Here is a 25,361-nt window from a genome sequence, read left to right on the forward strand (position 1 = left end):
GTTCATTCCAGTATCATGTTACCTGTTCTTTTTAAAAAGTCAGTGCTGATGATAAATATTGGAAAAATTAATACATTACGCGTGGTAGCCCAATACCCTTTTGGCTACGCTTTAGCGCCACTTGTCGAAAACGATGACGAGAACGACAGCGTAATAGAAATAGATGATGCTGATGAGCAGCAAACCGTTACACTTGCGATTGACGAAGTAGAAACGCCATTAACCGAAGGGCAACAGATTGAAGTATTTGTGGCTACGGATCAGCGCGGCGACCTTTATGCCACAATGAAGAAACCACTCATTCAAGTGGGCGAAACTAAGGTACTTAAAGCGGTATCTGCGACCAATTTTGGCGCATTCTTCGATTGGGGCTTAGAGAACGATCTTTTAATGCCTAACGATTACCAAGCTCAACCTGTAAATCCAGGCATGTACTACGTAGTTCACACCTTTTTTGATGATAAAACCCAGCGCATTTTAGGGGCTACTAAGCTTCACTACTTCCTAAAAGAAAGCAGCGCCTATCTTAGTGAAGGCGATATCGTTGATTGCGTAGTCTACGCCAAAACAGAGTTAGGCTTTAAAGTGGTTATCAATGAAAAGAGCTTAGGGTTAATTTTTCACAGTGACGCCTTTAAGCCGCTTAAAGTTGGGCAAGCCACTGAAGGGGTTATTAAAACCATTCGCGATGATGGAAAAGTGGACGTTGCGCTTCAGCGCGTTGACAAAGGTGGCCGCGATGCACTTCAACAAGCCATTTTGGATGACTTAGAAGCCCACGGCGGCATTTCTACGCTAACGGATAAGAGTGCCCCAGAAGCCATTTACTCTCATTTTAACGTAAGTAAAGCGGCTTATAAAAAAGCGTTAGGGGCATTGTACAAGCAGAAGAAAATTACGCTTGGTCCTGACGCGGTTCGCCTAAACAAATAAACGTACATGTCACAGCTGCATTGAAGCGCTAAACTGGCCTGTCTTGCAGCTTCCTTTTTTATTTTTATGACATTAGGACAAACAATGAAAGCACGTGTTTCTTGGGATCAAGATTTAACTTTTACAGGGACTACAGACAGCGGTTACAAAACGGTGATGGACGGCAGCGGTAAGGCCGTATCACCGATGGAGTCGGTACTACTAGCGGTTGGTGCTTGTTCAAGCATCGACGTGGTAGACATTCTTAAAAAAGGCCGCTTTAACATTGAAGCCTGTAATTGTGAATTGGACGCTGAGCGTGCTGAAGAACCACCTCGTGTATTTACTAAAATTCACGCACATTACACGGTGTCAGGTGAAGGCATTAGCGAAAAGGCGCTAGCGCGCGCTGTACAGCTTTCTGCAGAAAAATACTGTTCCGTCATGCTTATGCTTACGGGTAATGTAGCGATCACTACAAGCTATACTTTGGTTTAATAAACTATAGTGGAATAAACCTCTTATTAGCAATTATCGCTAAGCATTAGTAAAAAAAGCCAACCGTCTTGGTTGGCTTTTTTGTAGAAACGCTATATTACACATGTAAGCAATTGAAAAATATAAGATTTAACATTAGTTAACATCTTTGGCATGTTAGCTGCTGTAAACGGTCATTATTATATAACGACAAACACGTTAGGGTTATTGACCATGGATACATCAGCGCAAACCAACACTACTTTCTCTCCGTTCCGCTCTCTCTTACCGTTTTCTCCGGTATCGCTCAAACTACTTGTTGGAAGTGGTATTGTTGCCTTATCGCTTTCAATGGCCGCATGCTCCGATGCCGATGCCATAAACGACAAAGCCGAAACCACAGAGGTGGAGGAAACCGTTTTTGCGATTCCCGTTGAAACTCAGACCATTATCACTGGCGACATTACGTCCACCTATGACACAACAGCTATTTTAGAAGCCCGTGAAGAAGCCTTTGTCGTTGCGCGAGCCTCTGGGATCATCGAAGAAATCTTCGTAGAAGAAGGTGATTATGTTGAAAAAGGCCAAGTGCTTGCGCAGCTTGATAAGCGTCGCTACGAGCTTAACTTGTCGAAAGCACTGGCTGATTTAGCCGGCATTGAAAGTGAGCTGGAAAAGGTCAACAAAGTCTATTCTAAAAAGCTTATCAGCGATGACACTTACGACAAGCTCACTTCGCAATTTGAATCAGCAAAAGCATCTGTACGCTTGGCTGAACTTGATTTGAAAGAAGCCACTATCACAGCCCCAATTGATGGATACATTGCAGAAAGGAATGCCAAAGTAGGCAACCTAACTGAATCGTTCCAACGGGAGAGAATGTTCCATATCGTTCAGCAACGTAATCTTCAAGGCATTGTGTATCTGCCTGAAAATGAGCTACCTAACGTAGTGATTGGACAAGGTGCAGAGCTTACCGTGGCGGCTTTAGGCGACAGAAGTATCACCGCGAGTGTTGAACGTATAAGCCCGGTCATCGATGCAACCACCGGCACGTTCAAAGTAACCTTAAAAGTACCGAACGAAGACAACAAACTCAAAGCCGGCATGTTTACCGATGTATCGCTTGAATATGCTACCCATGCTAACGCCACATTGTTGCCCCGCAGAGCGCTGGTTACCATCGATAACAGCCACAGCGTATTCGTTGTTGATAACGGCAAAGTTAAAAAAGTTGATATCTCTACTGGCTTTGAAAACAACGAAGTCGTTGAAGTTATCAATGGTTTAAACGGTAATGAGGAAGTGGTTACCGCAGGCCACCAAAACTTGAAAGACAGCGCCCCTGTTGAAGTAGTTAACAGCTAATTCGGCCTAACAAGGAACACAAACAATGCGTATTGTAGATATTGCTGTAAAGCGCCCTGTTGCCGTTAGTATGTTCACTTTTGCGGTATTGCTATTTGGTATGGTGTCACTAGGCAGGCTGTCGGTTAACCTTCTGCCTGACTTATCTTACCCTACTCTCACCATTCGTACTGACTACGACGGTGCAGCACCAGGCGAAGTCGAACAACTGGTTTCAAAACCCATTGAAGAAGCCATCGGCGTAGTAAAAGGCGTACGTAAAGTCACGTCCACATCGCGTGCAGGTCAGTCTGACGTAGTGCTTTCATTTGCATGGGGTACTGACATGGATTTCGCTAGCTTAGAAGTGCGCGAGAAACTTGATGTATTGCAGCTCCCCCTTGATATAGAAAAGCCAAGGCTCCTTCGTTTTAACCCAAGTTTAGACCCGGTAATTAAACTGGGGCTTACGGCACAAAGCGATACGTCAAGTTTAAGTGTAGCGCAAATGAAGCGATTACGTCTATATGCCGAACAGCAGGTAAAGCGGGGGTTAGAGTCAGTAGAAGGTGTGGCAGCCGTGCGCGTTGGCGGTGGTTTAGAAAACGAAATACACATTCTTATCGACCAGCAAAAAGCCAGTCAGCTGTCTATTCCCATTACCCGCATTATTGACCGGGTAAGTGCTGAAAACATTAACGTGGCGGGCGGCCGAATTGATAACGCAGCCCAAGCGTTTTTGGTCAGAACCCTGAATCAGTTTGAAACACTAAGCGATATCGAAAACCTCTTCATTGGCCGTTTTGAAGGCAGAAATATCCAGCTTAAAGATATTGCCACGGTAGAAAGTGCGTATAAAGACCGTGATGTGGTAACGCGCTTTAACGGCAATGAAGGCATTGAAATTGCCATTTATAAAGAAGGCGATGCTAATGCGGTCAACGTTGCGCAAAAAGTGGCTAGCCGGTTAAATGAGGTTAACAACAACCTGCCTTCTAACTACACGCTAAGCGAAATTTATGACCAAAGCGTGTTCATTAAGCAAGCTATAGACAACGTAAAATCAGCGGCAGTGATGGGCGGTATTTTAGCCATGTTAGTGCTCTACCTTTTTCTTAAAGACTTCTGGACTACCGTTATTATCTCGGTTTCTATTCCGGTATCAGTAATTGCTACCTTTAATCTAATGTATGCCAACGATATAAGCTTAAACATGATGAGCTTAGGTGGTATCGCACTTGCTGTTGGGTTATTGGTAGATAACAGCATTGTTGTGCTTGAAAATATCGATCGCCATAAGAAGTTAAAAATGGCTGGGAGTGATAACGCTACAGCTAATGAAAAAACAACGGCAGAAGCCACAGACGCTGAGGCATCTGCAGCCAGCGAAGGAACAAAAGAAGTCTCTGGCGCAATCGTGGCTTCGACACTGACCACTATGGCCGTGTTTGTGCCGTTAATATTTGTAGAAGGCATTGCAGGTCAGCTGTTTAAAGATCAAGCGTTGACCGTCTCGTTTGCTTTGGCCGCGTCGCTTTTTGTCGCCCTTACACTAATCCCTGCGATGGCACATAGGAAGAAAAAGCAACAGCTCGATCACGAAGAGGTGTTCACTGCCCCAACACCCACGCCATCTACATCAATGCTTGGCAAAGTTATATACTACTTTACCCTGCCTATTCGTTGGGTATTCAGGCTTGTATTCGTATTTTTGCCTGCTGCCTTAGTAACCTTGGTGATTGGCGCATGGCATATCGTCAGCAAATCACTGAGCGTTGCCTTTAGACCACTTATTTGGGTGTTCAATAAAACGTTTGACCTTCTCGCTTCTGCTTATGAAAAACTGCTGCGCGTAAGCCTTAAGGCCAAAGCGCTGGTGTTAGCTACTGCCTTTATTCTTGCTGCTGGCGCGATAATGCTTGTACCAAGACTAGGTATGGAACTTATCCCTACCCTGTCACAAGGAGAATTTTCGGTAGAAGTGACCCTCCCTGCGGGCTCGCCACTGGCGCGTACCGACGCTATTATCAGCGAGCTTGCTGCGGTTGCAGTAAATAACAATGATGGCGGCGAAACCAAGGTGCTTCGCACGTATGCCATGTCTGGTACCGGTAGCCTTATAAGCGCCGCGCCTAACCAGGGTGGCGATCATTGGGGCCGCTTAAACATTGTCATGCAGCCTTCTGCGACAGCTGCCGATATGGACGCGGTAAAGCGTGCCGTTCGCGATCATTTAGCCTTTAAACCTCAGGTTCAGGCAACGTTTTCAGAGCCTGAGCTATTTAGCTTTGCATCCCCTATTCAAATTGAAATTGCGGGCTACGACCTTAATCAATTACAGCAGTATGGCGACGCCATTGCGACAAAACTAGCCAGTTTTAATAATTTTGCAGACGTAACGACCAGCATTCGTGACGGAAACCCAGAGCTTAAGATAGCCTTCCATCACGCCAAACTTGCTCGCCTTGAGCTTGATGCATCAACCGTTTCTCAGCTGATTGCGGCCAAAGTAGGTGGCCGTGTCGCTACACAGTATAGTGTTGAAGACAGAAAGGTAGATGTGCTAGTAAGAACGCAAGAAAACCAGCGAGATGACATCGCCAGTGTACGCGCCATTGTTGTTAATCCAGGCTCTGCACAACCTATTCCATTAAGTGCCGTTGCAGACGTGTACATGAGTGTAGGCCCTAGCGAAATCACTCGCGTTGGACAGCAGCGTGTGGCGCTGGTATCTGCGAATTTAGCCAAAGGTAAGCTTGATGAAGCGGTTGCCGTTGCTAATAAAGTCATTGATGAAACCCAACTTCCTCTATCTTTAAGTGCAACAGTAACTGGACAAAGTGAAGACATGCAAAGCAGCTTCCGTTCGCTACAGTTTGCTTTGGCACTTGCGGTGTTTATGGTGTATTTGGTTATGGCGTCACAGTTTGAGTCGTTGCTGCACCCACTGCTTATTTTATTCGCAGTGCCGCTAGCTGGCGCGGGTTCTGTGTATGGATTGTGGCTTACCAATACGCCGCTAAACGTAGTGGTATTTATCGGTTTAATTATGCTGTGCGGTATTGTAGTGAATAACGCTATTGTATTAGTTGACCGTATTAATCAGCTACGTCGTCAAGGGGTAGATAAAGACACGGCTATTCTCGATGCTGCGAAGACCCGCCTACGCCCTATTGTGATGACTACACTCACTACGGTGTTAGGTCTATTGCCTATGGCATTTGGTTTTGGCGAAGGTGCTGAAATTCGCACGCCAATGGCCATCACGGTTATTTACGGCCTTCTGTTTGCAAGCTTACTCACCCTCATATTACTACCAGTGCTTTACAGCGTGTTCGACGTTAAGAAGAAAGCGTCTGTGAAAGATAATTCTAGTGAAAACGTAGGCTTTGGTAACGAGGAAGCAATGCCAAAAGGAGGTGTACTATGAGTACACCTTCTCACAACGCTAATAACAGTTCTGAAACCCATACTGAAAAGCGCCAAACAAGTGAACCGAGTAAACGCGAGACAGATATAGCTTCACAGCCGCACCTTTCAAAAATTGCAGGTATAGGCGCTGGGCTTGCACGCTTTGCACTAAATAAACCCGTAACCATCGGAATGCTATTTTTGTCTATGTTGCTGTTCGGCATTGTATCTGGACGCTTATTGCCTTTAGAGAAATTCCCTGGGATTGATATTCCAGAAATGGTAGTGCAGATCCCCTACCCTGATGCAACGCCAGTTGAGATTGAAACCATGATTACCCGCCCTGTAGAAGAGGCCGTTGCTACCATGTCGGGGATAAAGCGATTAAGGGCACGGTCGTACGACAATATGGCGGAGGTCATTGTGGAGTTCGACTGGGATGAAAACCTCAAAGCCAAAAGTATTGAAGCGCGGGAGAAGATTGACGCTATTCGCCACGAACTTCCTGACGATATAGAGCGGATCATGGTGTACAAGTTTAATACCAATGATATGCCTATATTCCAGCTGCGTGTATCGAGCGACCGCGACTTATCAAACGCCTACGACTTGCTAGAACGCAACCTTAAGCGTCCGCTAGAGCGTGTTCCGGGTGTATCGAAAGTTGAGTTATACGGCACCATGAAGCGCCAAATCACTATTCGCTTAGATCCTAAAAAAATGGCGGCCTACCAAATAGACAGCACCCGTTTAGAGCAGCAGCTTCAAAACGCAAATTTCTCACTAACTGCGGGCTACATGTACAATAACGGTGAAAAAATTCTGGTTAACCCCACTGGCGAATTTACCGATGTGAACGACTTTAAAAACATGTGGGTTACTCGCAGCGTGCGTCTGTCTGATATTGCCAGCGTGACTTACGAGCTTCCTCAGCGCAACGAAGGACGTCATTTAGATCGTACCTTTGCGGTAGGTTTTAACGTATTTCGCGAATCGGGCAGCAATCTCGTTGAAGTTTCTGACGCGGTGATGAAAGTGATCGAAAAAGCCAAGGAAGACCCTGAGTTTTCAGGCATTAGTTTATTTGTAATGGACGACACCGCTAAAAGCGTAACTTCGTCGCTGAGCGATTTGCTAAACGCAGGTCTTTTAGGTGCGTTACTTTCAGTTATTGTGCTGTACTTATTTTTGCGCCAGCTTATCACCACCTTAATCGTCGTGCTTTCTGTACCATTCTCAATTTGTATTACCTTAGGTGTGATGTATCTATTGGGCTATACCCTTAACATCTTATCGTTAATGGGCCTCATGCTTGCCGTGGGTATGCTGGTAGACAACGCTGTTGTGATCACTGAAAGCGTATTTCAAGAACGCCAACAAGAGGGAGACATTAAGCGAGCTACTCAGATTGGTGTAAACAAAGTCAGCCTTGCGGTTATTGCCGGAACTGCAACCACCGCAATAGTGTTTTTGCCTAATATTATTGGGGTAAAAATAGACGTGACTATTTTCCTAGAGCACGTTGCTGTGGCTATCTGTATATCCCTGTTCGCGTCGCTTTTCATTGCTAAAACACTTATTCCGTTGCTGACAACAAAGGTAAAGATCCCAGTTGTAAAAACGCCTCAAACACCGTCCTACATAAAAGGCTATGGCCGTGCGCTTAACTGGATGTTGAAACATCAGGGCACAACTTGTGTTATTGCTTTGCTTATTCTCGCGTCGACCTTTGTTCCAATGCAGGTGGTAACGTCTGACGATGAGGGTAACGACAATCAAGAGCGCATTTGGCTTAACTATCATGTAACGCAAAACTTCACCTTGGATGAAGTGGAAAAAACCGTTGATAAAATGGAAGCTTACCTTTATGAAAACCAAGAGCGTTTTCATATTAAACAGGTTTATACCTATTTTACCGCCGGTCATGCAGTCAGTGGTATTACGCTTAATGACAATTTGCCCGTGAGTGTAGGAAAAATAAAAGAGGATATTCGTGAAAACATGCCTTCGTTTGTGCGTGCTCGCCCTTCTTTTCAATGGGATAGTGGCAATGGTGGTGGCGTAAGAGTAACGCTGTTGGGCGAATCTTCAGAAACCTTGCTAACTATTTCAGAGCAGTTCATTCCTATTCTTTCTGCTATTGAAGGACTGGAAGATGTAAAAGCCGACACGGGGTCTACCCGCGATGAGGTTCAGATACGGATAGACAGAGAGAAAGCAAATCGCTTCGGTATACAGGTTAATGATGTAGCTAAGCTTATCTCTACGGCCCTAAGAGGCAGCAATTTACGCACATTTCGCTATGGTGACGCCGGAGAAGTGGCGGTTCAGCTTAAATTCGGCAGCGATATTCAAGCCTCGCTAAGTGAACTTAAGAATATCAATATTGGGTTTACACAGGGTCAATCAGTAACGCTAAATATGATTGCGGATTTCACCGTGGTGCCTCAGCTGTCTCAAATTAACCGCAACTATCGTCAAACTGCGCTTGCAATTGGTGCAAACTTAGAGGGTGAAACCACCACCGAACAAGCACGTGAACGCATAGAGAAAGCATTGGCTAATATCGAACTGCCTACAGGCTATAAGTGGACACTAGACGGCAGCTTCTCTCGCCAGGATGAAGCCAATACAGTAATGCAAATGAATATGCTGTTAGCACTTTGCATGATTTATGTGGTGATGGCTGCGCTGTTTGAATCGCTAATCCTTCCAACGTCAGTAATTACATCGCTACTGTTCTCTTTTACCGGTGTTTTTTGGGCATACATGGTAACAGGTACATCTATGTCTATCATGGGGATGATTGGTATGCTGATATTGATGGGCATTGTAGTCAATAATGGCATTGTATTGGTAGACAGAATTAATCAGATGGTCAACGAAGGTTTGTCGCTATACAGTGCAGTAATTGAAGGATGTATGACGCGTATCAGACCTATTCTGATGACAGTAGCCACGACGGTTCTAGGACTAATTCCACTTGCTATGGGGAGTACTCGTATTGGCGGCGACGGACCTCCATACTCACCAATGGCTATTGCTATCATTGGTGGGCTGGTGTTCTCAACCTTGACCAGCTTGTTCTTAGTGCCTCTTGCCTATGTGCTGCTGCTAAAGCTTAGGTTTAAAACGCAACGTTTGTTTAAAACCAGTAAGGCGCGCGTGGCGACATACATAAAAATAGCGAACTAATAAATAAAGTTGAAAAAATAAGAAGACAAAAAGCGGGTTTAGTTTTTATCATCTTCGTCTTGATAAACGATGAGGCGATAACACTAGCCCGCTTTTTCTGGGTTTGATGTAACAGCAGTCAATGCCTTAGCTACGCGACGTTAGGTACTCATGTACCGCGTTAGCATCACGCTCAACTGAAAACTCAATCAGACTACTTCCATTACAAGTCAAACCTTCTTCAGACGTTACCATACGTAATACTTCACGTTGGCTAGCGCCAATACGACCTACATTACGTGAAAGACTAGAGCGAAGTACTCTTACGTCATCGTTGATTACCGCTTTACAAAACCCTGCGAATTGGGTTTCGCCTACAAAGCGTATGTCTTTTTGCGGTGCTGCAGCAGTTGCGTTAACGCTAAATGCTACGCTTGCAGTTACGGCTAGCACTTTTACCGCGTTAGCTAGTTTAGTATTTGCTAGTTTCATGGTTAATTCCTCAATGAATGGTTAAGGGTTTTAGTTAAGTTTGTGGCAAACTCTAAGTTTTGATTGAACAAAGCTGAATGAATCAACATTTCGCCCAACGCCCTTTATTTATGCACTAAGAAACGAAATTTTTCTGTTGAATGATTGTGTAACGGCGGTAAATATGCGGTAAATCAGGTTGTTACACCGTTGTTACCAACTTAAGCGACTGTTTTGTGAAGGATAATTTAAATTATATATTACTAATATGTATAGTAGAGTAACTTGTAGAAAGAAAGAAGTATAAGACTTTAATATAAAAAGGCCCCCTCTGGGGCCTTAAAACTGTAATTTTAACAAAAAATTTGAAGATACAGCCTAATTAACAAGCAATTTTCGCCTATTTTTACGTAACTAAATTACACAATATGGCCTATTACTCATATTTGCGTTCACGCTTAGTTTCAATAGCGTCAATATAAGCATGCCATGACGCGTAGCCGATAATAGGCATTAACACGATAAAACCAATAAACCCGGTTACATAACCAATCGCGACGGTGGTAAAGATGATCGCCCCCCAAATAAGCATGGGAACCTTATTCAACCACACTGCGTTCACGCTAGTCAGTACTGCTGTAGCAAGGTCAACTTTGCGTTCCATCAAAATTGGTTGTGTAAACGCCGTAATGAAAAGCATGGCCAATGTAAAGCCCGCACCAACAATTGTGCCTAGCGCTAAAAACGGCAACAAGCTTTCTAGATCGTTTTCTATATAAGGTGGGTAAAGTGCATGGATTAGCGAAGCAACACGCAACCAAAAAATCATCATAACCATAAGCAATATGGCGAACCCCCACTCGTTAAACGCGTTTCTCCGCATTGCTCGCAGCGAATGCCGAAGCGTGGGTTTATGGCCCTTTTCCATTTCCCAACTTACATCGTAGAGACCAGCAGCCAAAAATGGACCTACCAACATGAAACAGACAATGGCAGGTAAAATAACTAAATGCCAACCTGTCATTTCAACCAAGTACATAATGAACCACGGAATCACTGCGAAGAGCACGCCATAAAATAATGTGAGACCCGGCGCGCGCATAGCGTCTCGTAATGCCAGAGACAACCACTTTATTGGGTCGCCAACGTCTAATTCTTTACAGGGAATAACGCGTGCGATACCACTTTGCGTAATAGCATTCTCTGGTGTTTCTTTGAAATGGTGCGACATATTCTTATCACCTCTGCTTGTTAGCTCGTTTGTTACTAACGCGTTTTTTATACACGCCTTACTACTACGATAGGCGCAGAATGAAAAGTTCACAAGATATTAACATAAATTTTATACTTAAGTGACAAGCGGATTATTTATCTCGTTATATGTTCAATAAATAGTCACTTGGTAAAAAAAGTGGTGTTTAAAGCGGAAATACTGCAAAAAGGCCATCGCATATGACTTTGTATTGCGATAATCTCAGGGTATGTAAATCAACCAAATAGACCATGAAAACTGTATCTCGCTCACATAAATTAGATAACGTTTGTTACGACATCAGAGGCCCCATTGCTGCGCAAGCACGCAAAATGGAAGACGAAGGACATCGCATATTAAAGCTGAATATCGGTAATCCCGCACCATTTGGATTTGAAGCCCCTGACGATATTGTAAAAGACGTTATTCATAACCTGCCTACGTCTCAAGGATATTCAGACTCGACAGGAATTTATGCTGCCCGTGTGGCCGTGATGCAGTACTACCAGCAGCGAAACATTAAAGACATCCGTGTAGACGACGTTTATATTGGTAACGGCGTATCTGAGTTAATCATGATGGCGATGCAAGCGTTGCTTAATCATGGCGATGAAGTGCTTATTCCAAGCCCTGACTACCCGCTTTGGACCGCAGCAGTGAGCCTTTCTTCGGGCTCACCCGTTCATTATCGTTGCGACGAGCAAGCAGGCTGGTTCCCGGACATTGACGACATAAAAAGTAAAATCACCAGTAAAACTCGCGCAATTGTGCTTATCAACCCCAACAACCCAACGGGTGCAGTTTACGATAAAGCCTTGTTGCAAGAGGTGGTTGAAGTCGCCCGCGAACACGGACTTGTTGTATTTAGCGACGAGATTTACGACAAAATTCTTTACGACGAAGCAAAGCACACCAGTATCGCTTCACTGGCTGACGATGTGTTTTTTGTAACGTTTGGCGGCCTGAGCAAAAACTATCGCGTGGCGGGATTCCGTTCTGGCTGGCTTGTAGTAAGCGGCAACAAGCGCTTGGCGTCGGACTATATTGAAGGGCTAAACATCCTATCTTCCATGCGAATGTGCGCCAACGTACCTTGTCAAAGCGCCATTCAAACTGCATTAGGCGGCTATCAGAGTATTGACGATTTAGTGAAAGAAAACGGACGACTGCGCATTCAGCGTGACGTAACGACAGATATGCTTAATGGCATTGACGGGATTTCTTGCGTTAAACCTAAAGGGGCGATGTATTGTTTCGCCAAAGTGGATGAGAAGAAGTTCAATATTAAAAACGACGAGCAAATGGTGCTGGATTTATTAAGCTCTGAAAAAATTCTGCTGGTACATGGGCGCGCGTTTAACCTAACCGAAGGCACCTACTTCCGGTTAGTATTTTTACCGCACAGCGATGTATTAGTGCCGGCTCTGCACCGTATTGGCAACTTCTTTAGAACGTACAAACAAGGGGCTTAATGTGTCTGATAAAAGTCACTTTTTTGCGCACCTTGCTCGCTTAAAGCTTATTAACCGCTGGCCGCTGATGCACAACGTTCGCACAGAAAATGTGCAAGAGCATAGTTTGCAGGTAGCCATGGTTGCACATGCGCTTGCCTTAATTAAAAATAAGTTCTTCGGCGGTACACTAAACCCTGATCGTATTGCAACAATGGCGATATTTCACGATGTGTCTGAGGTACTTACGGGAGACCTCCCTACCCCAGTAAAATACTTCAACCCCGCAATTAAAGAAGAATACAAGAAAATTGAGAAAATTGCAGAAAACAAGCTCATTGAAATGGCGCCAGAAGCGTTTCGTGAAGACTATGCAGCACTGATTGATCATCATTACCATAGTGACGAAGAAGCCTTCATCGTAAAAGCAGCAGACGTGCTTTGCGCTTACCTTAAAACGCTTGAAGAATTGGCTGCTGGCAATCAAGAGTTTAAGCTGGCTAAGAAACGGTTAGATAAAACCCTTAAAGAATATCACTCTGAAGAGGTGGACTACTTCTTAACACGTTACGTACCAAGCTTTTCTTTAAGCCTTGATGAAATCACGCAAGACGATATGTGAGCAAGGCTATTAACAGCCCATAAATCATTATACAGACGAATAGAAGCAGCAAACACGGCATGGCAGCGAGGTTTTTTTGGCAACAAGCGATTGGGAATTAGCATTACACGAGCGTCGTTTACCCCGTAGCGAAGCAAGAGACGGCGATCACCGCAATCCGTATCAACGCGATAAAGCACGCGTTCTTCACAGCGCTGCCTTTCGCAGATTACAAGCAAAAACCCAAGTGCTTGGTGTGGGGCTGAGCGACTTCTATCGCACTCGGCTTACCCATTCTCTAGAAGCTGCCCAAATTGGGACTGGTATTACCGCCCAGCTTTGGGTGAAATTTCCAGATATTGCCACGACGTTAGCGCTCGATTCTACGTTAATCGAAACCCTCTGCTTGGCTCACGATATTGGTCACCCACCCTTCGGCCATGGTGGTGAAATTGCACTTAATTACATGATGCACCAATACGGCGGGTTCGAAGGAAACGGACAAACTTTTAGGATCATTACTCAGCTAGAGCCTTATACCGCCGAGCACGGCATGAATTTATGTAGAAGAAGCGTATTAGGCTTAGTTAAATACCCAAACTTTATTGATGCCCTTCATAGTAAAGGACTTACGCCCGAGCGCCCTGTCTCACTTCGTCAGGTTAAGGCCCACGACTGGCACCCTCCAAAAGGTCTGTTTCGCTGCGATGAGCCCCTGTTCGACTGGCTACTTGCGCCATTTAGCAATGAAGATAAAAACGCGTTTATGCAGTTTACTACAAAGCCACTTGGCCACAGCAAAACGCAATTTAAATCGTTTGACTGCTCAATTATGGAGCTGTCTGATGATATCGCCTATGGCATTCACGACTTAGAAGATGCCATTGTAATGGATATGGTCGACAAGCATCATTTTGTCGAGGATGTAACCACTCCGCTAAAAGCCCTAGATGTACCATGGCTATCAGATAATATAGAAGCACTGACCAACAAACTATTTAGTGCAGCACATCATGAAAGGAAAAATGCCATAGGTGCACTAGTAAATAGCTTTATCACAGCTATTGCAATAAAATGCGTTGAGGGTTTTGCCCATCCGTTACTTGCGTTCAACGCTGTAATGCCTGAACAATTTGCACAAGCCTTAGAGCTTTTCAAACGCTTTGTGTTTAACAAGGTGATACGCCGCCCCGATGTGCAGCTGCTTGAATACAAAGGGCAGCTGGTGGTTATGGAGCTTTTTGAGGCGTTTGCATCAGATCCCGACCGCTTACTTCCTGAAAACACACAAGTACGCTGGCGTAAGGCCTGTGAGAGCGGTAATGGAATGCGCGTTCTCGCCGACTATATATCTGGCATGACCGATGAATTTGCATCTCGCTTATACAGCAATATCTTTTCTCCAAAACAAGGTGGTATTCAAGATAGTCTGCATATGTAAAATAAGCGAGTCATTTACGACCTGTGCAGTTATCGAGGTATCGAAGAATAGCGTTAAACTTAACTTACAAACGGCTAGGGGCACTCACTAACCAAGGGAGGTTCTGTATTTCTATGTAGCTATACACTCTGTTTTTTAGGGATGCAGCAGGTATTACACCTTCATTTTCGAGTTGTTTGATCAAGGTCTTCGTACTTAACTCGCTGGGTTTAGCGCGCATTTGATTATAACCCACAGCTAAGTTTCGCAATAGCAAAGCAACATCAATGCGCTCATCTAATACGCTTTCGGGATGGCGTTTGTGAAAATTAAGTATTGCGCGATGTGTTTGCGCCATGAAAACTGTTTCTCTAGTAACCATCCCGTACATTTGAGCAGCTAAACTTCGCGTTGCATGGTCTGTTTGCCGAAAATGCGTCTCATGAACCTGTTTGAAATATTCTCCATTCGCACCAATCAAGGTATCTAGCGCTTTTAGGGTGTATTTAACTTTCTTGTCTCCATAGAGCATGCAACTTAGAAAATTTCGACGCTGCAACCTGTTGTTCACAAAATTTGCTTTGGTTCTTTCATACAGATTAGAAATATCGTCTCGCAGAATTGGAGAAATTCCATTAGCAATGTTTGCAGATAAAAATTGAAGACCCAGTGACGCGACTACCATATCGGCTAATTGTATGTTGGGCTCAGTTAATATGTTCTCAATTCTGCCAAGTGTAATGGCTTCGCTTTGATTCAGGTCACCGGAAATAATGGAGCCATATAGAGCTGCACTTTTATTTGAAGTGTGCTTGATAAAAGGAAATGCATCAATGTTGGATAAGTCGTTAGCCCAACTGTTATTTGCCACATGCGCACATAAGACAATCACGATTACCAAAAATATTTTCATAGGGGCTTTCCTTTGCTGTTAACATCAACCTTCCTGTCTTATTTAAACCCTACTGCCATTATTTCAGCATGTCAAAAACGAAAAATTGTAGTAGCACCACACTTTCTTGAAATTTATTACCCAGTTTTAAGGTCTATTTTAGTACGCACCTAAAACTTAATTACTGTGCGCTCGTATTAACAGCATGGCAGTGCATTGAGTAAAGCTTAATACGCGCTAGAACATTCTCATGGTGTGAAATATACGTAGAGAGTAGCTCATTTAGATAAGCCGTTTTTTGAAGGCAGATAAAGGGGACGTAATGCCAAAACCATTTAAACCCTCAGTAAAATTAACTGATAACGACGTAACTAATGAAGGCGTTTATATGAATCGTCGTTCATTGCTCAAATCTATGGGCTTTGTAGGTGCGTCTACATTACTTGCGAAGTCGGCAGGTGCTGCCGGTTGGTTTTGGGAAGATGATGAAGAAAAAGAGGCATTTAAAGGAAAGGCGCTGGAGTTTAGTCAGCCCCCTAAGTTTCAAATAACGGAAACCCGAACGCCTGAAGATAAAGTAACCAGCTACAACAACTTCTATGAGTTTGGCACATCTAAAGATGCACCAGCCAAAAATGCGAATGAATTTCAAACTAATCCATGGACGTTAAAAGTTGACGGGATGGTTAAAAACCCCATTGAGCTCGATTACGATGCCTTAACAAAGCGTTTTCCCCTTGAAGAGCGCATCTACCGTTTACGCTGCGTTGAAGCATGGTCGATGGTGGTCCCTTGGATTGGGTTTGAGTTAGGGGCGCTATTAAAACAAGCTGATCCGTTGATGTCAGCCAAATATGTGGCATTTGAAACCCTATACGACCCTGAGCAAATGCCTGGCCAACGAAGTCGCTTTACCGGTGGTGGCATTGATTACCCTTATGTGGAGGGGTTGCGCCTTGATGAAGCCATGCACCCGTTAACGCTCATGTCGGTTGGCCTTTACGGAAAGACCTTACCGCCCCAAAACGGCGCGCCTATCAGGCTTGTTGTACCGTGGAAGTATGGTTTTAAGAGCATTAAATCTATTGTGAGAATTCGCCTTACCGACAAGAAGCCGCCTACCACATGGAATCGACTGGCCGCCAACGAGTACGGTTTTTACGCTAACGTGAATCCAAACGTATCACATCCAAGGTGGAGTCAAGCCAGCGAGCGCAGAATAACCACAGGTGGGTTGCTCGCCAGAAATCGCATCGACACCCAAATGTTCAACGGCTACAGCGAAGTTGCACCTCTTTATAAAGATATGGACTTATCCCGTTATTACTAGTTGATATTTATGGGGTTTCAACCAAATAGCTAGTTATTCATATCAATATCACTTAACTAAAGTTTTTAAACATTATTATTAAGTTGCTCAATTAATGCCGTTAAGAAAAAAACCGTTTCGACTCTCTGTTTGGCAACGCCGCAGCCTAAAAGGTCTTATTCACCTTTTCGCATTGGGCTATATCGCCTGGTTGTTTTTTGCAGGGGTAACCGACCAACTTGGCCCAGACCCTGTAAACACGCTCATCAACGAAACCGGAATCTGGGCCATTCACTTTCTTTTACTAACGCTTGCTCTTAGCCCACTTGCTAAATGGCTACCAAGCCCAGAACCGATGCAATTCAGACGTATGATTGGCGTATACACCTTTGTCTACGCCTTTGCCCACCTGCTCACTTACATAGTGTTTGAACTCCAGCTTGATATGGCACTAGTGGCTAGCGAGATAGTAAGCAGGCCCTACATAATTGTTGGCATGGCAGCGTTGCTTCTTCTTTTTGCCCTCACTGCTACGTCGTTTAAGCGTATCCAGCGCAACATGGGAAGAAAGTGGCAGAAGCTTCATAACAGCATTTACCTGATCCTGCCTCTTGCACTACTTCATTTCAGCTGGTCGCAGAAGACGTTTTGGCAAGAGCCCATTTGGTATTGGATGATTGGACTGATATTAATGAGCCCAAGAATGAAGCAGTGGTATGTGACGTATCAGAAGAAAAGCCAAAAGAAGTCGAGAGACAAAAACGCAGTTGCGTGAGAAAACTAAAGCCGAGAACCTTTTAAACAAGTACGTAAAGCAGTGCAGCATAACGCGCTGTTTTGCTAAGAGTTACCGCGAGAATAAAAAACCAAAACGGGCTTCTAAGTACACCTGCTACTAAAGTAATAGGGTCGCCAATAATAGGTACCCAGCATAAAAACAAGCTCCACTTCCCCCACTTTGTAAAGGTGTAGCTTGCACGGTTAAACGCCGCTTCGCTCACTTTTAACTTATCGGTCGCAATTTCTTTTCCGAACTTGAAGCCCAATGCATAATTAACCACTGAGCCGAGTACATTTCCTAACGAAGCAACAACAAGCAACAATACCCAGCTCAAGCCACTACTGTATAAAGCACTAAGCACAATTTCAGAACTAAAAGGCAATATTGTGGCAGCCAAAAATGCCGATAAGAACATCCCCAAGTAGCCTAAATGTATTAACGCGCTCAACGCTCCTCCAGCTTTATACAGTAGTTTTCTATGTGAAATTCGCGCGCATCTTACCTCAATCGGAGTCTGAATACTTCCTTCAGAATTCGATAGAACAAAAAAACCATTATCTTTTATATAGTTACTGAGAAAGCACCAACTTGTGTGAAAAAAGTACAACTAAATACTTGCCAAAGCCCTCTTTTATGAATACTGTATACACATACACACTGTATATACAGCCAGTACCAATTAATAACAATATTCCTGAAGTTCGACTTATGAACTTTAGGCCAAATGCATAAAGGGTTTTACTATGAACACATCTTCAGTTTCACGATTCAATGCTTTGCGCGCTTCGGTTTCAAATGTTGTTCAACTACCTTTGCCGATAGAAGGGTTTCCTGGCAAAAAACAAGGTAATGGAAAAGGAAGTAACGACAAAGGTTGGAATTATCTGCTTTCAAACACGGTGTCGTTTTCGAAAACCGTTGATCATGCTATCCGTATTCAAAAGCCTGAAAAAGAAAAAATGCCCGAATGGATCAGTAAGCTGATTACAGGTGGCCAATGTAAAACACTGTATGTGGAAAACATCGATTTAGACCTTCAACCAACAGACAGTGAAATGATTAGAAAGCTGTGTGAACTTTACTCTGTCAGCCTGGTGAATGTACGTGTCAACAGTATTAATGACGAACAAAATGTTGCATTAGGCCCTTGGTAATGCAAAGCATGTTTATGCTTACATCTTGCGTTTACCCAAATAGAGATGCGCAAAAAAGCCTAAACATTTATTTTCATACAGCTCTTTGGCATGGACTTTCTGACATGTACCCTTTGGCATGGACCGCCACGGAATCTTTGAATATCGGCAGCATTTACGTTTAAAAAAAGTTGGGGCTCACGCCACTTATACTTATACTGTAGCGCTTTGTTATACTCTTAAACTGCGAGTTGTCTTATGCGCTGTTACTGTTGCTCATCAAAATCCTTCGACGAATGCTGCGAGCCTTTTATTAAGGGTGATAAATACCCTAATTCTGCAGAGCAACTTATGCGCTCACGGTTTTCAGCCTACGCTACAGCGTATTATCATTATATTCTTGAAACCTACACCAAAGAAAAGCAGCAGGGTCTTTCTGTAGAGGATTTGGCGAAAAGCGCACAAGGTGCGACATGGTTCGCGCTTAAAGTACACCCCACTCTTGCGGCAAACTCGATAGATCAACTAGAAGACAGCGCTGTACACGAAAACGCTAAAGTCGAAGCAGTAACCAACGCTGAGTCAATCAATAAGCCCAATTTAAAGCCCATCTCCAAGCCCAACACTGCCTTTGTTGAATTCACTGCTTACTATTTTGAAAATAAAAGTATGTATCAGCTTCACGAAACATCAAATTTTAGTGTTGAGGAAGGTAAGTGGCGTTACCATGATGGTGTATTACACGACGACTGTGGAAAAATTAAATACGGCAGAAATCTCCCTTGTGTTTGCGGTAGCAACAAAAAATTCAAACAGTGCTGCGCAACTAAGAGCCGCTAAACCAGCAGCAATAACTAACTGTACTCCCTTCCCTGCGTATCTTAACCGTTCACCTTTCCTTTAATTTAAAATTAAAGGTGAATTGAATACGTATGCATAATGTTTATTATTTGTAAACAAAATGTAAACATCACTTTCATCTTTTGTTTCGCTCCCACATAAAATAGGACACACTATGAAGATGAAGAAACATGCGGCAGGCGTTTTAATAGGCGCAGCACTAAGTACATTAAGTTATCAAAGCTATGCCGACGTTATACTACACGCATTTAACTGGACCTACGACGATGTTGCCGCAAAGGCCCAGGAAATTGCGGATCTTGGTTACACGAAAGTACTTGTTTCGCCTGCTTATAAATCGACAGGTGATCAATGGTGGGCGCGATATCAACCACAGGACTATCGAGTTATTGATAACCCACTTGGTGACACTGCTGATTTTCAAGCGATGGTTAATGCATTAAATGCCAAAGGTGTAGCGACATATGCGGATATTGTCTTTAATCATATGGCGAATGAAGCGTGGAAACGTTCAGACTTAAACTATCCCGGAAGTGAAGTACTACAGCAATACTCATCAAATCAGGGATACTACAATGGCATCACATTATTTGGTGATGTAAGTAGCGGCCTTCTTGGCGGTGGTGACTTCCACGGTACGTATGATCAAGGTGGCCCTAAATGCATCAGTAACTACAGCGACGTCGGCGATGTTCAGTACAATAGGTTATGTGGCGCTGCGCCAGATCCTGGCTTGCCCGACTTGGATCCCAATAATTGGGTAGTAGCTCAGCAAAAAGCGTATCTTCAGGCGTTAAAAGGCATGGGTGTTACCGGATTTCGCGTTGACGCTGCAAAGCACATGACCAACTATCATATAAACGCGGTGTTCGATAGCAATATCAAAAACGGCGTACATGTTTTCGGAGAAATTATTACCACGGGCGGTGCAGGCTCTAGTGAGTATGATAACTTCCTTGCACCTTATTTATCAGCAACAGGTCACTCGGCTTACGATTTCCCGCTTTTCGCGCAAATACGAAGTGCGTTTAGCTTCGGTGGTTCGATGAATGCCTTAGTTGACCCAGGTGCGTACGGTCAGGCCTTATCAGGCGACAAGGCTATTACATTTAGTATTACCCACGACATTCCGCTCAACGACGGCTTCCGCTACCAGTTACTTGACCCAACCGACGAACACTTGGCAAATGCCTATGTACTAGGTCGTGACGGTGGTGTTCCACTACTGTACTCAGATAACAATGAAAGTGGTGATAATCGCTGGGTAGATTTGTATAAGCGTGATGACATCAAGGGTATGGTTAAATTCCATAACGGGGTTCAGGGCAGTGGCATGCAAGTGGTAAGTCATAATGACTGCGTTATTTTCTTCAAGCGTGACCACCAAGGCGTCGTGGGTATTAATAAATGCGCGGACGGCCAAGATATATGGGTAGATACATCTACGGACAATTTATGGTGGTATAGAAATTACCGCGATACGTTAAGTAATGATGTGCAATATATTACCACTCAGTGGCACAAATTCTATGTACCAGGAAGAAGTGCGCGAATGTGGCTTATGGAATAAAGCAATCTTAACAAAAAAGGCCTGAACACCAAATGTTCAGGCTTTTCGTTAACTTACTTTCTTGCCAGGCTTTTAGGATCAGGGCACTAGCACCATTTTACCTTTTACTTCTCGATTCATTACCTTTGCCATGGCTTTCGTTGCTTGTTCTAAGGGCAACGCTTCATCTACAACCACTTTAACCTTACCTTGCACATACCACGTTAAAAGCTCTTGCATGTTTTCCGCGAAGCCTTTTGGATCGTGCTGAGTAAACGAGCCCCAAAATACCCCCATGACTGAATAGCCTTTTACCAGCGCTAAATTAACCGGGAATTTCGGGATCTCTCCGCCTGCAAAGCCAACCACAAGCAAACGCCCTTCCCACGCCATACTGCGGCTGCATGCGTGGAAGGTGTCACCACCAACGCATTCATAAACTACGTCTACACCTTTACCCCCTGTGACTTCTTTCAGTGTTTCTTTCAGATCTTTTTCTTTGTAGTTAATTAAAACATCAGCGCCATACTCTTTCGCGAGAGCCAGCTTTTCTTCTGTTGAGCAAACTGCAATCACTTTAGCGCCCATAATCTTGCCTATTTGCACTGCTGCTAAGCCAGTACCACCAGCCGCGCCGGTTACCACCAGTGTTTCGCCTGGCTGCAGTTTTGCGCGCTGCTTTAATGCGTGATGTGCTGTCGCATGGGCAGTTACAAGAGCAGCCCCTTCATTAACATGGATGGGATCAGGTAACGGCATAACATGCGTGGCAGGGATCAGCGCTTTTTCTGCGTAACCACCTAAGTTAGACAACGCGATAACTCGCTGCCCTTCTTTTAAATGGCTTACGCCCTCACCTACTTCAGATATGGTGCCTGCCACTTCATTGCCAGGAATAAACGGGAAGTCTGGCTGCATTTGATACAGACCTTGTACCAATAGTCCGTCTGGAAAGTTCACCCCTGCGGCTTCAACATTTACGACTACATGCCCTTTTTTTACTTGCGGGTCTGCAACGTCTTTAAATTGAAGCTCTTCAAGTGGCCCAAAAGATTCGCATACAATTGCTTTCATACTGTCTCCAGTTTCTTTGTTCGACGTGCACGCTATTGATAGCATGACATGTCATTTAATACGTTATATGGCGTTTATGCGCTTTGGTGAATGGTTTGGTTCGCAATTTGCGCCAGAGGTCGCACCATTGCGCCTAATTGCATAGCCTTCTCGCTTGACGCATTGCCATCGTGTGCGCGTTTTACCACGCCTTGTAAAATAGCGGCTAAACGGAAAAAACTAAATGCGAGGTAAAATGTCCAATTGCTAATCCCATCAATACCTCTTCGCTCGCAATACATATTGATATATTCTTGTTCACTTGGAATGCCTAACTGCTCTCTGTCTAAACCACCTAACCCTGCCGCATGCGCAATGTCAGAGGGAAGGCGCAGCTGCATACATTGGTAAGCCAAATCGGCATACGGGTGCCCCAACGTTGATAATTCCCAATCAAGCACCGCGACTACTCTTGGTTTTTTAGGGTCAGACATATCAAACATCATATTGTCTAAACGAAAATCGCCATGGACCAACGAGACTTGACCATCATCTTTTGGCAGGTTGGTCTCAAGATACTGAATGAGACTTTCAATTTCTTCAACATGCTCAAGTTCAGATGCACGATACTGTTTTGTCCACCTGCTTAGCTGACGTTCAAAGTAGCTGCCAGGCTTTCCATAATCGCCTAAGCCTGCGCTTTTAATATCTACACTGTGAAGCGCTGCAAGCACTCGGTTCATTTCATCATACATGGCACCACGAGTAGCAGAAGATGCTATTTCAGGCAGTGCGCTATTCCAGAAAATGTCACCTTCGACATAGGCCATAATGTAAAACATGCTACCGATTATGCTGGTATCTTCACATAAATGGTACGCTTTGGGCACAGGCACTTCTGAGCCCTGCAACGCGTTGATAACGCGAAATTCTCGGTCAACTGCATGGGCCGATTTCAGTAACTTACCCGGAGGTTGACGGCGTAACACGTAGACGCCGTTATCCGTAGTAAGCTTAAACGTCGGGTTCGATTGCCCACCTGCAAATTTCTCAGCGCTTTTGACGTGCCCAATACCCGGGCACGCAGAAGATAAATACGAATTCAGCACTGCTAAATCTATGACATGTGGGGCTTTCGCATTGTCTTTAGACACGTTCACTCCTTACCCGTAATTTTTCTGTATTGTTTATTTACAACAATGACCTATTCAGCAACTGCTTTCTCTGCAATAAGATTACGACCTAACTGCATCATGTGTACCTGATCAGGACCATCTGCCAGCTTGATGGTACGCGCATAAGCGTACATGGCAGACAATACAAAATCTTGGCTTGTACCCGCAGCGCCGTGCATCTGTATGGCTTGGTCGATAACGTTACAGGCCATAGTAGGCGCAACTATTTTGATAGCAGCGATAAGGTCGCGCGACACTTTGTTGCCATAGCGATCCATCTTATCTGCCGCTTTTAACGTAAGCAGGCGCGCCTGTTCAATGTCACAGTGCATCTGCGCAATGCTCTCTCTAACCGATTGCTGTTTTGACAACGGCTTGCCAAACGCCACACGGCTTTCAACTCGTTCACAGGCCATATCGAGCGCGCGCTGTGCACAGCCAATAAGGCGCATACAATGGTGAATACGGCCCGGGCCTAAGCGCCCTTGTGCAATTTCAAAACCACGCCCTTCACCAAGCAGTAAGTTTTCTGCCGGTACACGTACATCTTCAAACAAGACTTCAGCATGACCAATAGGCTCGTCGTAATAGCCCATTGCAGCCATTGGGCGAACAATAGTTACACCCTTGGTGTCCATAGGAACTAAAATTTGAGACTGCTGCTGGTGACGAGGTGCATCGAAATCAGTTTTACCCATAACCACCATAATTTTACAGTTTTCGTTCATAGCACCGCTGGTGTACCACTTACGGCCGTTAATAACATATTCATCGCCATCGCGCTTAATTGAAGTTTCGATGTTTGTTGCGTCACTCGATGCCACTGCAGGCTCTGTCATAGCAAAGGCAGAGCGTATCTCTCCGTTTAGAAGCGGCTCTAACCACTGCTTTTTCTGACTTTCGTTACCGTATTTCGCCAGAACTTCCATATTGCCAGTATCTGGCGCACTACAGTTGAAGATTTCAGAGCTAAACAAAACTCTGCCCATTTCTTCACAAAGTGGCGCATATTCTGCGTTAGTCAGGCCTGCCCCGTATGGCTTATATTCTTCAGGTAAAAACAAATTCCAAAGACCCGCGTCTTTTGCACGCTTTTTCAATGTGTGCATCGTTTCAGGCGTTTTCCAACGACCTTCGCCATTATTGGCAGAGCCATTTTCTACGGCGTGAATGTAATCTTTTTCAATTGGATACACTTCTTCTTTCATAAACGCTTTTAACTTTTCTAAAAGTGCTTGGGTCTTTTCATTATATTCAAAGTTCATAACTGCCCCATTTAGCTGTAGGTAATGGCGTGTAACCTGTCAATCACATCCAGGTGAGGTACGCTGTTGAAGTTATTTAGATGAATGCCTCGCCCATTGGCAAAGCATTGAGAAAAACTGGCATTTCGGATCTGCAAATTCATATTTACAACGGTGGCCGCATCGTAGCCAAGAATGTGTTTAAGCATCATGGCAATTGCACCGCCAGAACTCACAACGAGAACACGCTTCGCGTCCATACTTTGAAGATGCGTGAGCATACTGTGAACTCTGTCTTCGAACTGACCCCATGTTTCATCAAGGAATTCATGAGCCAGTTCGTCTTGCGACCAGGCAAGCATTGCTTTTTTAAGCAATCGGTAATATTCAGAAGGCGATGCGCCTTCAGGTACTTTTGCTTCTGGGTAGCGTGTTAAATAGGCGGTAGCCACTGCCTGAAAATTGAATTCATTCAGTGCGCTATTCACTGTAACTTCAGGTAGCGTATAGTCTTCAGTAGCAATACCGGAGGCAATACCGTCTTTGGTTTCGTGATGCCTAACCATGTCGCCAGAGAAAACGGCATCAAACTCAACATTGCGATGCTTGAAATAGTCACCAAGCCAAATGGCCTGTTGCCCACCCAGTTCACTAAGCTTGTCATAGTTCGCTTTGCCAAAAGACGCTTGACCATGTCGCACTAAATAGATGTCTGTCATACCGCTGCCTGATGTTATTAATATGTTAACTTTCAACCGACATACTAAGGAAAACAGCGATATAAGTTTAATTGATATTTTGAATGTGTATGCATCATGTGAAACTATTCACCCACAGATGCCTGACCA

Annotated in this window: 21 protein-coding genes; 13 read left to right on the forward strand and 8 right to left on the reverse strand. The window is 44.3% G+C overall.

Translation table 11 applies throughout. From position 1 onward, the window contains the following. The first annotated feature begins 48 nt into the window (after positions 1 to 48). From V7R42_RS10735 to V7R42_RS10755, 5 genes are all read left to right on the forward strand, one after another. Positions 49 to 933, forward strand: a complete 885-nt coding sequence (locus V7R42_RS10735; protein ID WP_334020207.1) for a CvfB family protein — start codon at positions 49 to 51, stop codon at positions 931 to 933. Between the two features lie 84 nt (positions 934 to 1,017). Next, positions 1,018 to 1,410 (forward strand): OsmC family protein, encoded by a 393-nt coding sequence (locus V7R42_RS10740; RefSeq protein ID WP_334020208.1) that lies wholly within the window; start codon positions 1,018 to 1,020, stop codon positions 1,408 to 1,410. Positions 1,411 to 1,623: 213 nt separating this feature from the next. Next, positions 1,624 to 2,757: an efflux RND transporter periplasmic adaptor subunit gene (locus V7R42_RS10745; RefSeq protein ID WP_334020210.1), complete on the forward strand. Its 1,134-nt coding sequence runs from the start codon at positions 1,624 to 1,626 to the stop codon at positions 2,755 to 2,757. Positions 2,758 to 2,782: 25 nt separating this feature from the next. Then, the gene (locus V7R42_RS10750) at positions 2,783 to 6,166 is read left to right on the forward strand and encodes an efflux RND transporter permease subunit (protein ID WP_334020211.1); all 3,384 of its coding nucleotides are present in this window, start codon (positions 2,783 to 2,785) and stop codon (positions 6,164 to 6,166) included. Further along, the gene (locus tag V7R42_RS10755; protein ID WP_334020212.1) at positions 6,163 to 9,342 is read left to right on the forward strand and encodes an efflux RND transporter permease subunit; all 3,180 of its coding nucleotides are present in this window, start codon (positions 6,163 to 6,165) and stop codon (positions 9,340 to 9,342) included. The genes V7R42_RS10750 and V7R42_RS10755 overlap by 4 nt, the downstream gene beginning before the upstream one ends. Positions 9,343 to 9,468: 126 nt before the next feature. On the opposite strand, the gene V7R42_RS10760 is transcribed toward V7R42_RS10755, so the two are convergent. Together V7R42_RS10760 and V7R42_RS10765 are read right to left on the reverse strand one after the other, a co-directional pair. Beyond that, a complete protein-coding gene (locus V7R42_RS10760; protein ID WP_334020213.1) occupies positions 9,469 to 9,813 on the reverse strand; it encodes a DUF3718 domain-containing protein in 345 nt (114 codons plus the stop codon). 415 nt (positions 9,814 to 10,228) lie between these two features. Then, entirely contained in the window at positions 10,229 to 11,023 is a 795-nt protein-coding gene (locus V7R42_RS10765) for a DUF2189 domain-containing protein (protein ID WP_014949751.1), read from the reverse strand. 272 nt (positions 11,024 to 11,295) lie between these two features. Here V7R42_RS10765 and V7R42_RS10770 point away from each other — a divergent pair, with 272 nt between their 5' ends. The 3 genes from V7R42_RS10770 to V7R42_RS10780 all read left to right on the forward strand — a co-directional run bounded on the left by V7R42_RS10770 (position 11,296) and on the right by V7R42_RS10780 (position 14,537). Then, positions 11,296 to 12,516, forward strand: coding sequence for a pyridoxal phosphate-dependent aminotransferase (locus tag V7R42_RS10770; RefSeq protein WP_334020214.1), 1,221 nt, complete (start codon positions 11,296 to 11,298; stop codon positions 12,514 to 12,516). A 1-nt stretch (position 12,517) separates the two neighbouring features. After that, positions 12,518 to 13,117, forward strand: coding sequence for a 5'-deoxynucleotidase (gene yfbR / locus V7R42_RS10775; RefSeq protein WP_334020215.1), 600 nt, complete (start codon positions 12,518 to 12,520; stop codon positions 13,115 to 13,117). Between the two features lie 76 nt (positions 13,118 to 13,193). After that, on the forward strand, positions 13,194 to 14,537 hold the full coding sequence (locus V7R42_RS10780) for an anti-phage deoxyguanosine triphosphatase (protein WP_334020216.1): 1,344 nt from the start codon (positions 13,194 to 13,196) through the stop codon (positions 14,535 to 14,537). A 64-nt stretch (positions 14,538 to 14,601) separates the two neighbouring features. Here the strand turns inward: V7R42_RS10780 and V7R42_RS10785 are convergent, their stop codons facing one another. Further along, positions 14,602 to 15,429 carry a hypothetical protein gene (locus V7R42_RS10785; protein WP_334020217.1) on the reverse strand — a complete coding sequence of 276 codons (828 nt, stop codon included), beginning with the start codon at positions 15,427 to 15,429 and terminating at the stop codon, positions 14,602 to 14,604. A gap of 301 nt (positions 15,430 to 15,730) precedes the next feature. On the opposite strand from V7R42_RS10785, the gene msrP reads away from it, so the two are divergent. Then, entirely contained in the window at positions 15,731 to 16,738 is a 1,008-nt protein-coding gene (gene msrP, locus V7R42_RS10790) for a protein-methionine-sulfoxide reductase catalytic subunit MsrP (RefSeq protein WP_334020218.1), read from the forward strand. 94 nt (positions 16,739 to 16,832) lie between these two features. After that, a complete protein-coding gene (locus V7R42_RS10795) occupies positions 16,833 to 17,492 on the forward strand; it encodes a sulfite oxidase heme-binding subunit YedZ (RefSeq protein WP_334020219.1) in 660 nt (219 codons plus the stop codon). Between the two features lie 22 nt (positions 17,493 to 17,514). On the opposite strand, the gene V7R42_RS10800 is transcribed toward V7R42_RS10795, so the two are convergent. After that, the gene (locus V7R42_RS10800) at positions 17,515 to 17,913 is read right to left on the reverse strand and encodes a YqaA family protein (protein WP_014998633.1); all 399 of its coding nucleotides are present in this window, start codon (positions 17,911 to 17,913) and stop codon (positions 17,515 to 17,517) included. A gap of 328 nt (positions 17,914 to 18,241) precedes the next feature. On the opposite strand from V7R42_RS10800, the gene V7R42_RS10805 reads away from it, so the two are divergent. The 3 genes from V7R42_RS10805 to V7R42_RS10815 all read left to right on the forward strand — a co-directional run bounded on the left by V7R42_RS10805 (position 18,242) and on the right by V7R42_RS10815 (position 21,062). Then, a complete protein-coding gene (locus V7R42_RS10805) occupies positions 18,242 to 18,652 on the forward strand; it encodes a deoxyguanosinetriphosphate triphosphohydrolase (protein ID WP_334020220.1) in 411 nt (136 codons plus the stop codon). 237 nt (positions 18,653 to 18,889) lie between these two features. Beyond that, complete coding sequence (locus tag V7R42_RS10810; RefSeq protein ID WP_334020221.1) at positions 18,890 to 19,471, forward strand: YchJ family protein; 582 nt, start codon at positions 18,890 to 18,892, stop codon at positions 19,469 to 19,471. 175 nt (positions 19,472 to 19,646) lie between these two features. Then, positions 19,647 to 21,062, forward strand: a complete 1,416-nt coding sequence (locus V7R42_RS10815) for an alpha-amylase family protein (protein WP_334020222.1) — start codon at positions 19,647 to 19,649, stop codon at positions 21,060 to 21,062. A 78-nt stretch (positions 21,063 to 21,140) separates the two neighbouring features. Here the strand turns inward: V7R42_RS10815 and V7R42_RS10820 are convergent, their stop codons facing one another. From V7R42_RS10820 to V7R42_RS10835, 4 genes are all read right to left on the reverse strand, one after another. Further along, a complete protein-coding gene (locus tag V7R42_RS10820; protein WP_061486004.1) occupies positions 21,141 to 22,115 on the reverse strand; it encodes an NADPH:quinone oxidoreductase family protein in 975 nt (324 codons plus the stop codon). Between the two features lie 74 nt (positions 22,116 to 22,189). Continuing rightward, entirely contained in the window at positions 22,190 to 23,248 is a 1,059-nt protein-coding gene (locus V7R42_RS10825) for a phosphotransferase family protein (RefSeq protein ID WP_334020223.1), read from the reverse strand. 50 nt (positions 23,249 to 23,298) lie between these two features. After that, on the reverse strand, positions 23,299 to 24,534 hold the full coding sequence (locus V7R42_RS10830) for an acyl-CoA dehydrogenase family protein (protein WP_334020224.1): 1,236 nt from the start codon (positions 24,532 to 24,534) through the stop codon (positions 23,299 to 23,301). 11 nt (positions 24,535 to 24,545) lie between these two features. After that, positions 24,546 to 25,232: a histidine phosphatase family protein gene (locus V7R42_RS10835; RefSeq protein ID WP_334020225.1), complete on the reverse strand. Its 687-nt coding sequence runs from the start codon at positions 25,230 to 25,232 to the stop codon at positions 24,546 to 24,548. Positions 25,233 to 25,361: the final 129 nt, after the last annotated feature.

The organism is Alteromonas sp. S015 (assembly GCF_036864485.1).
Taxonomy (GTDB): Bacteria; Pseudomonadota; Gammaproteobacteria; order Enterobacterales; family Alteromonadaceae; genus Alteromonas.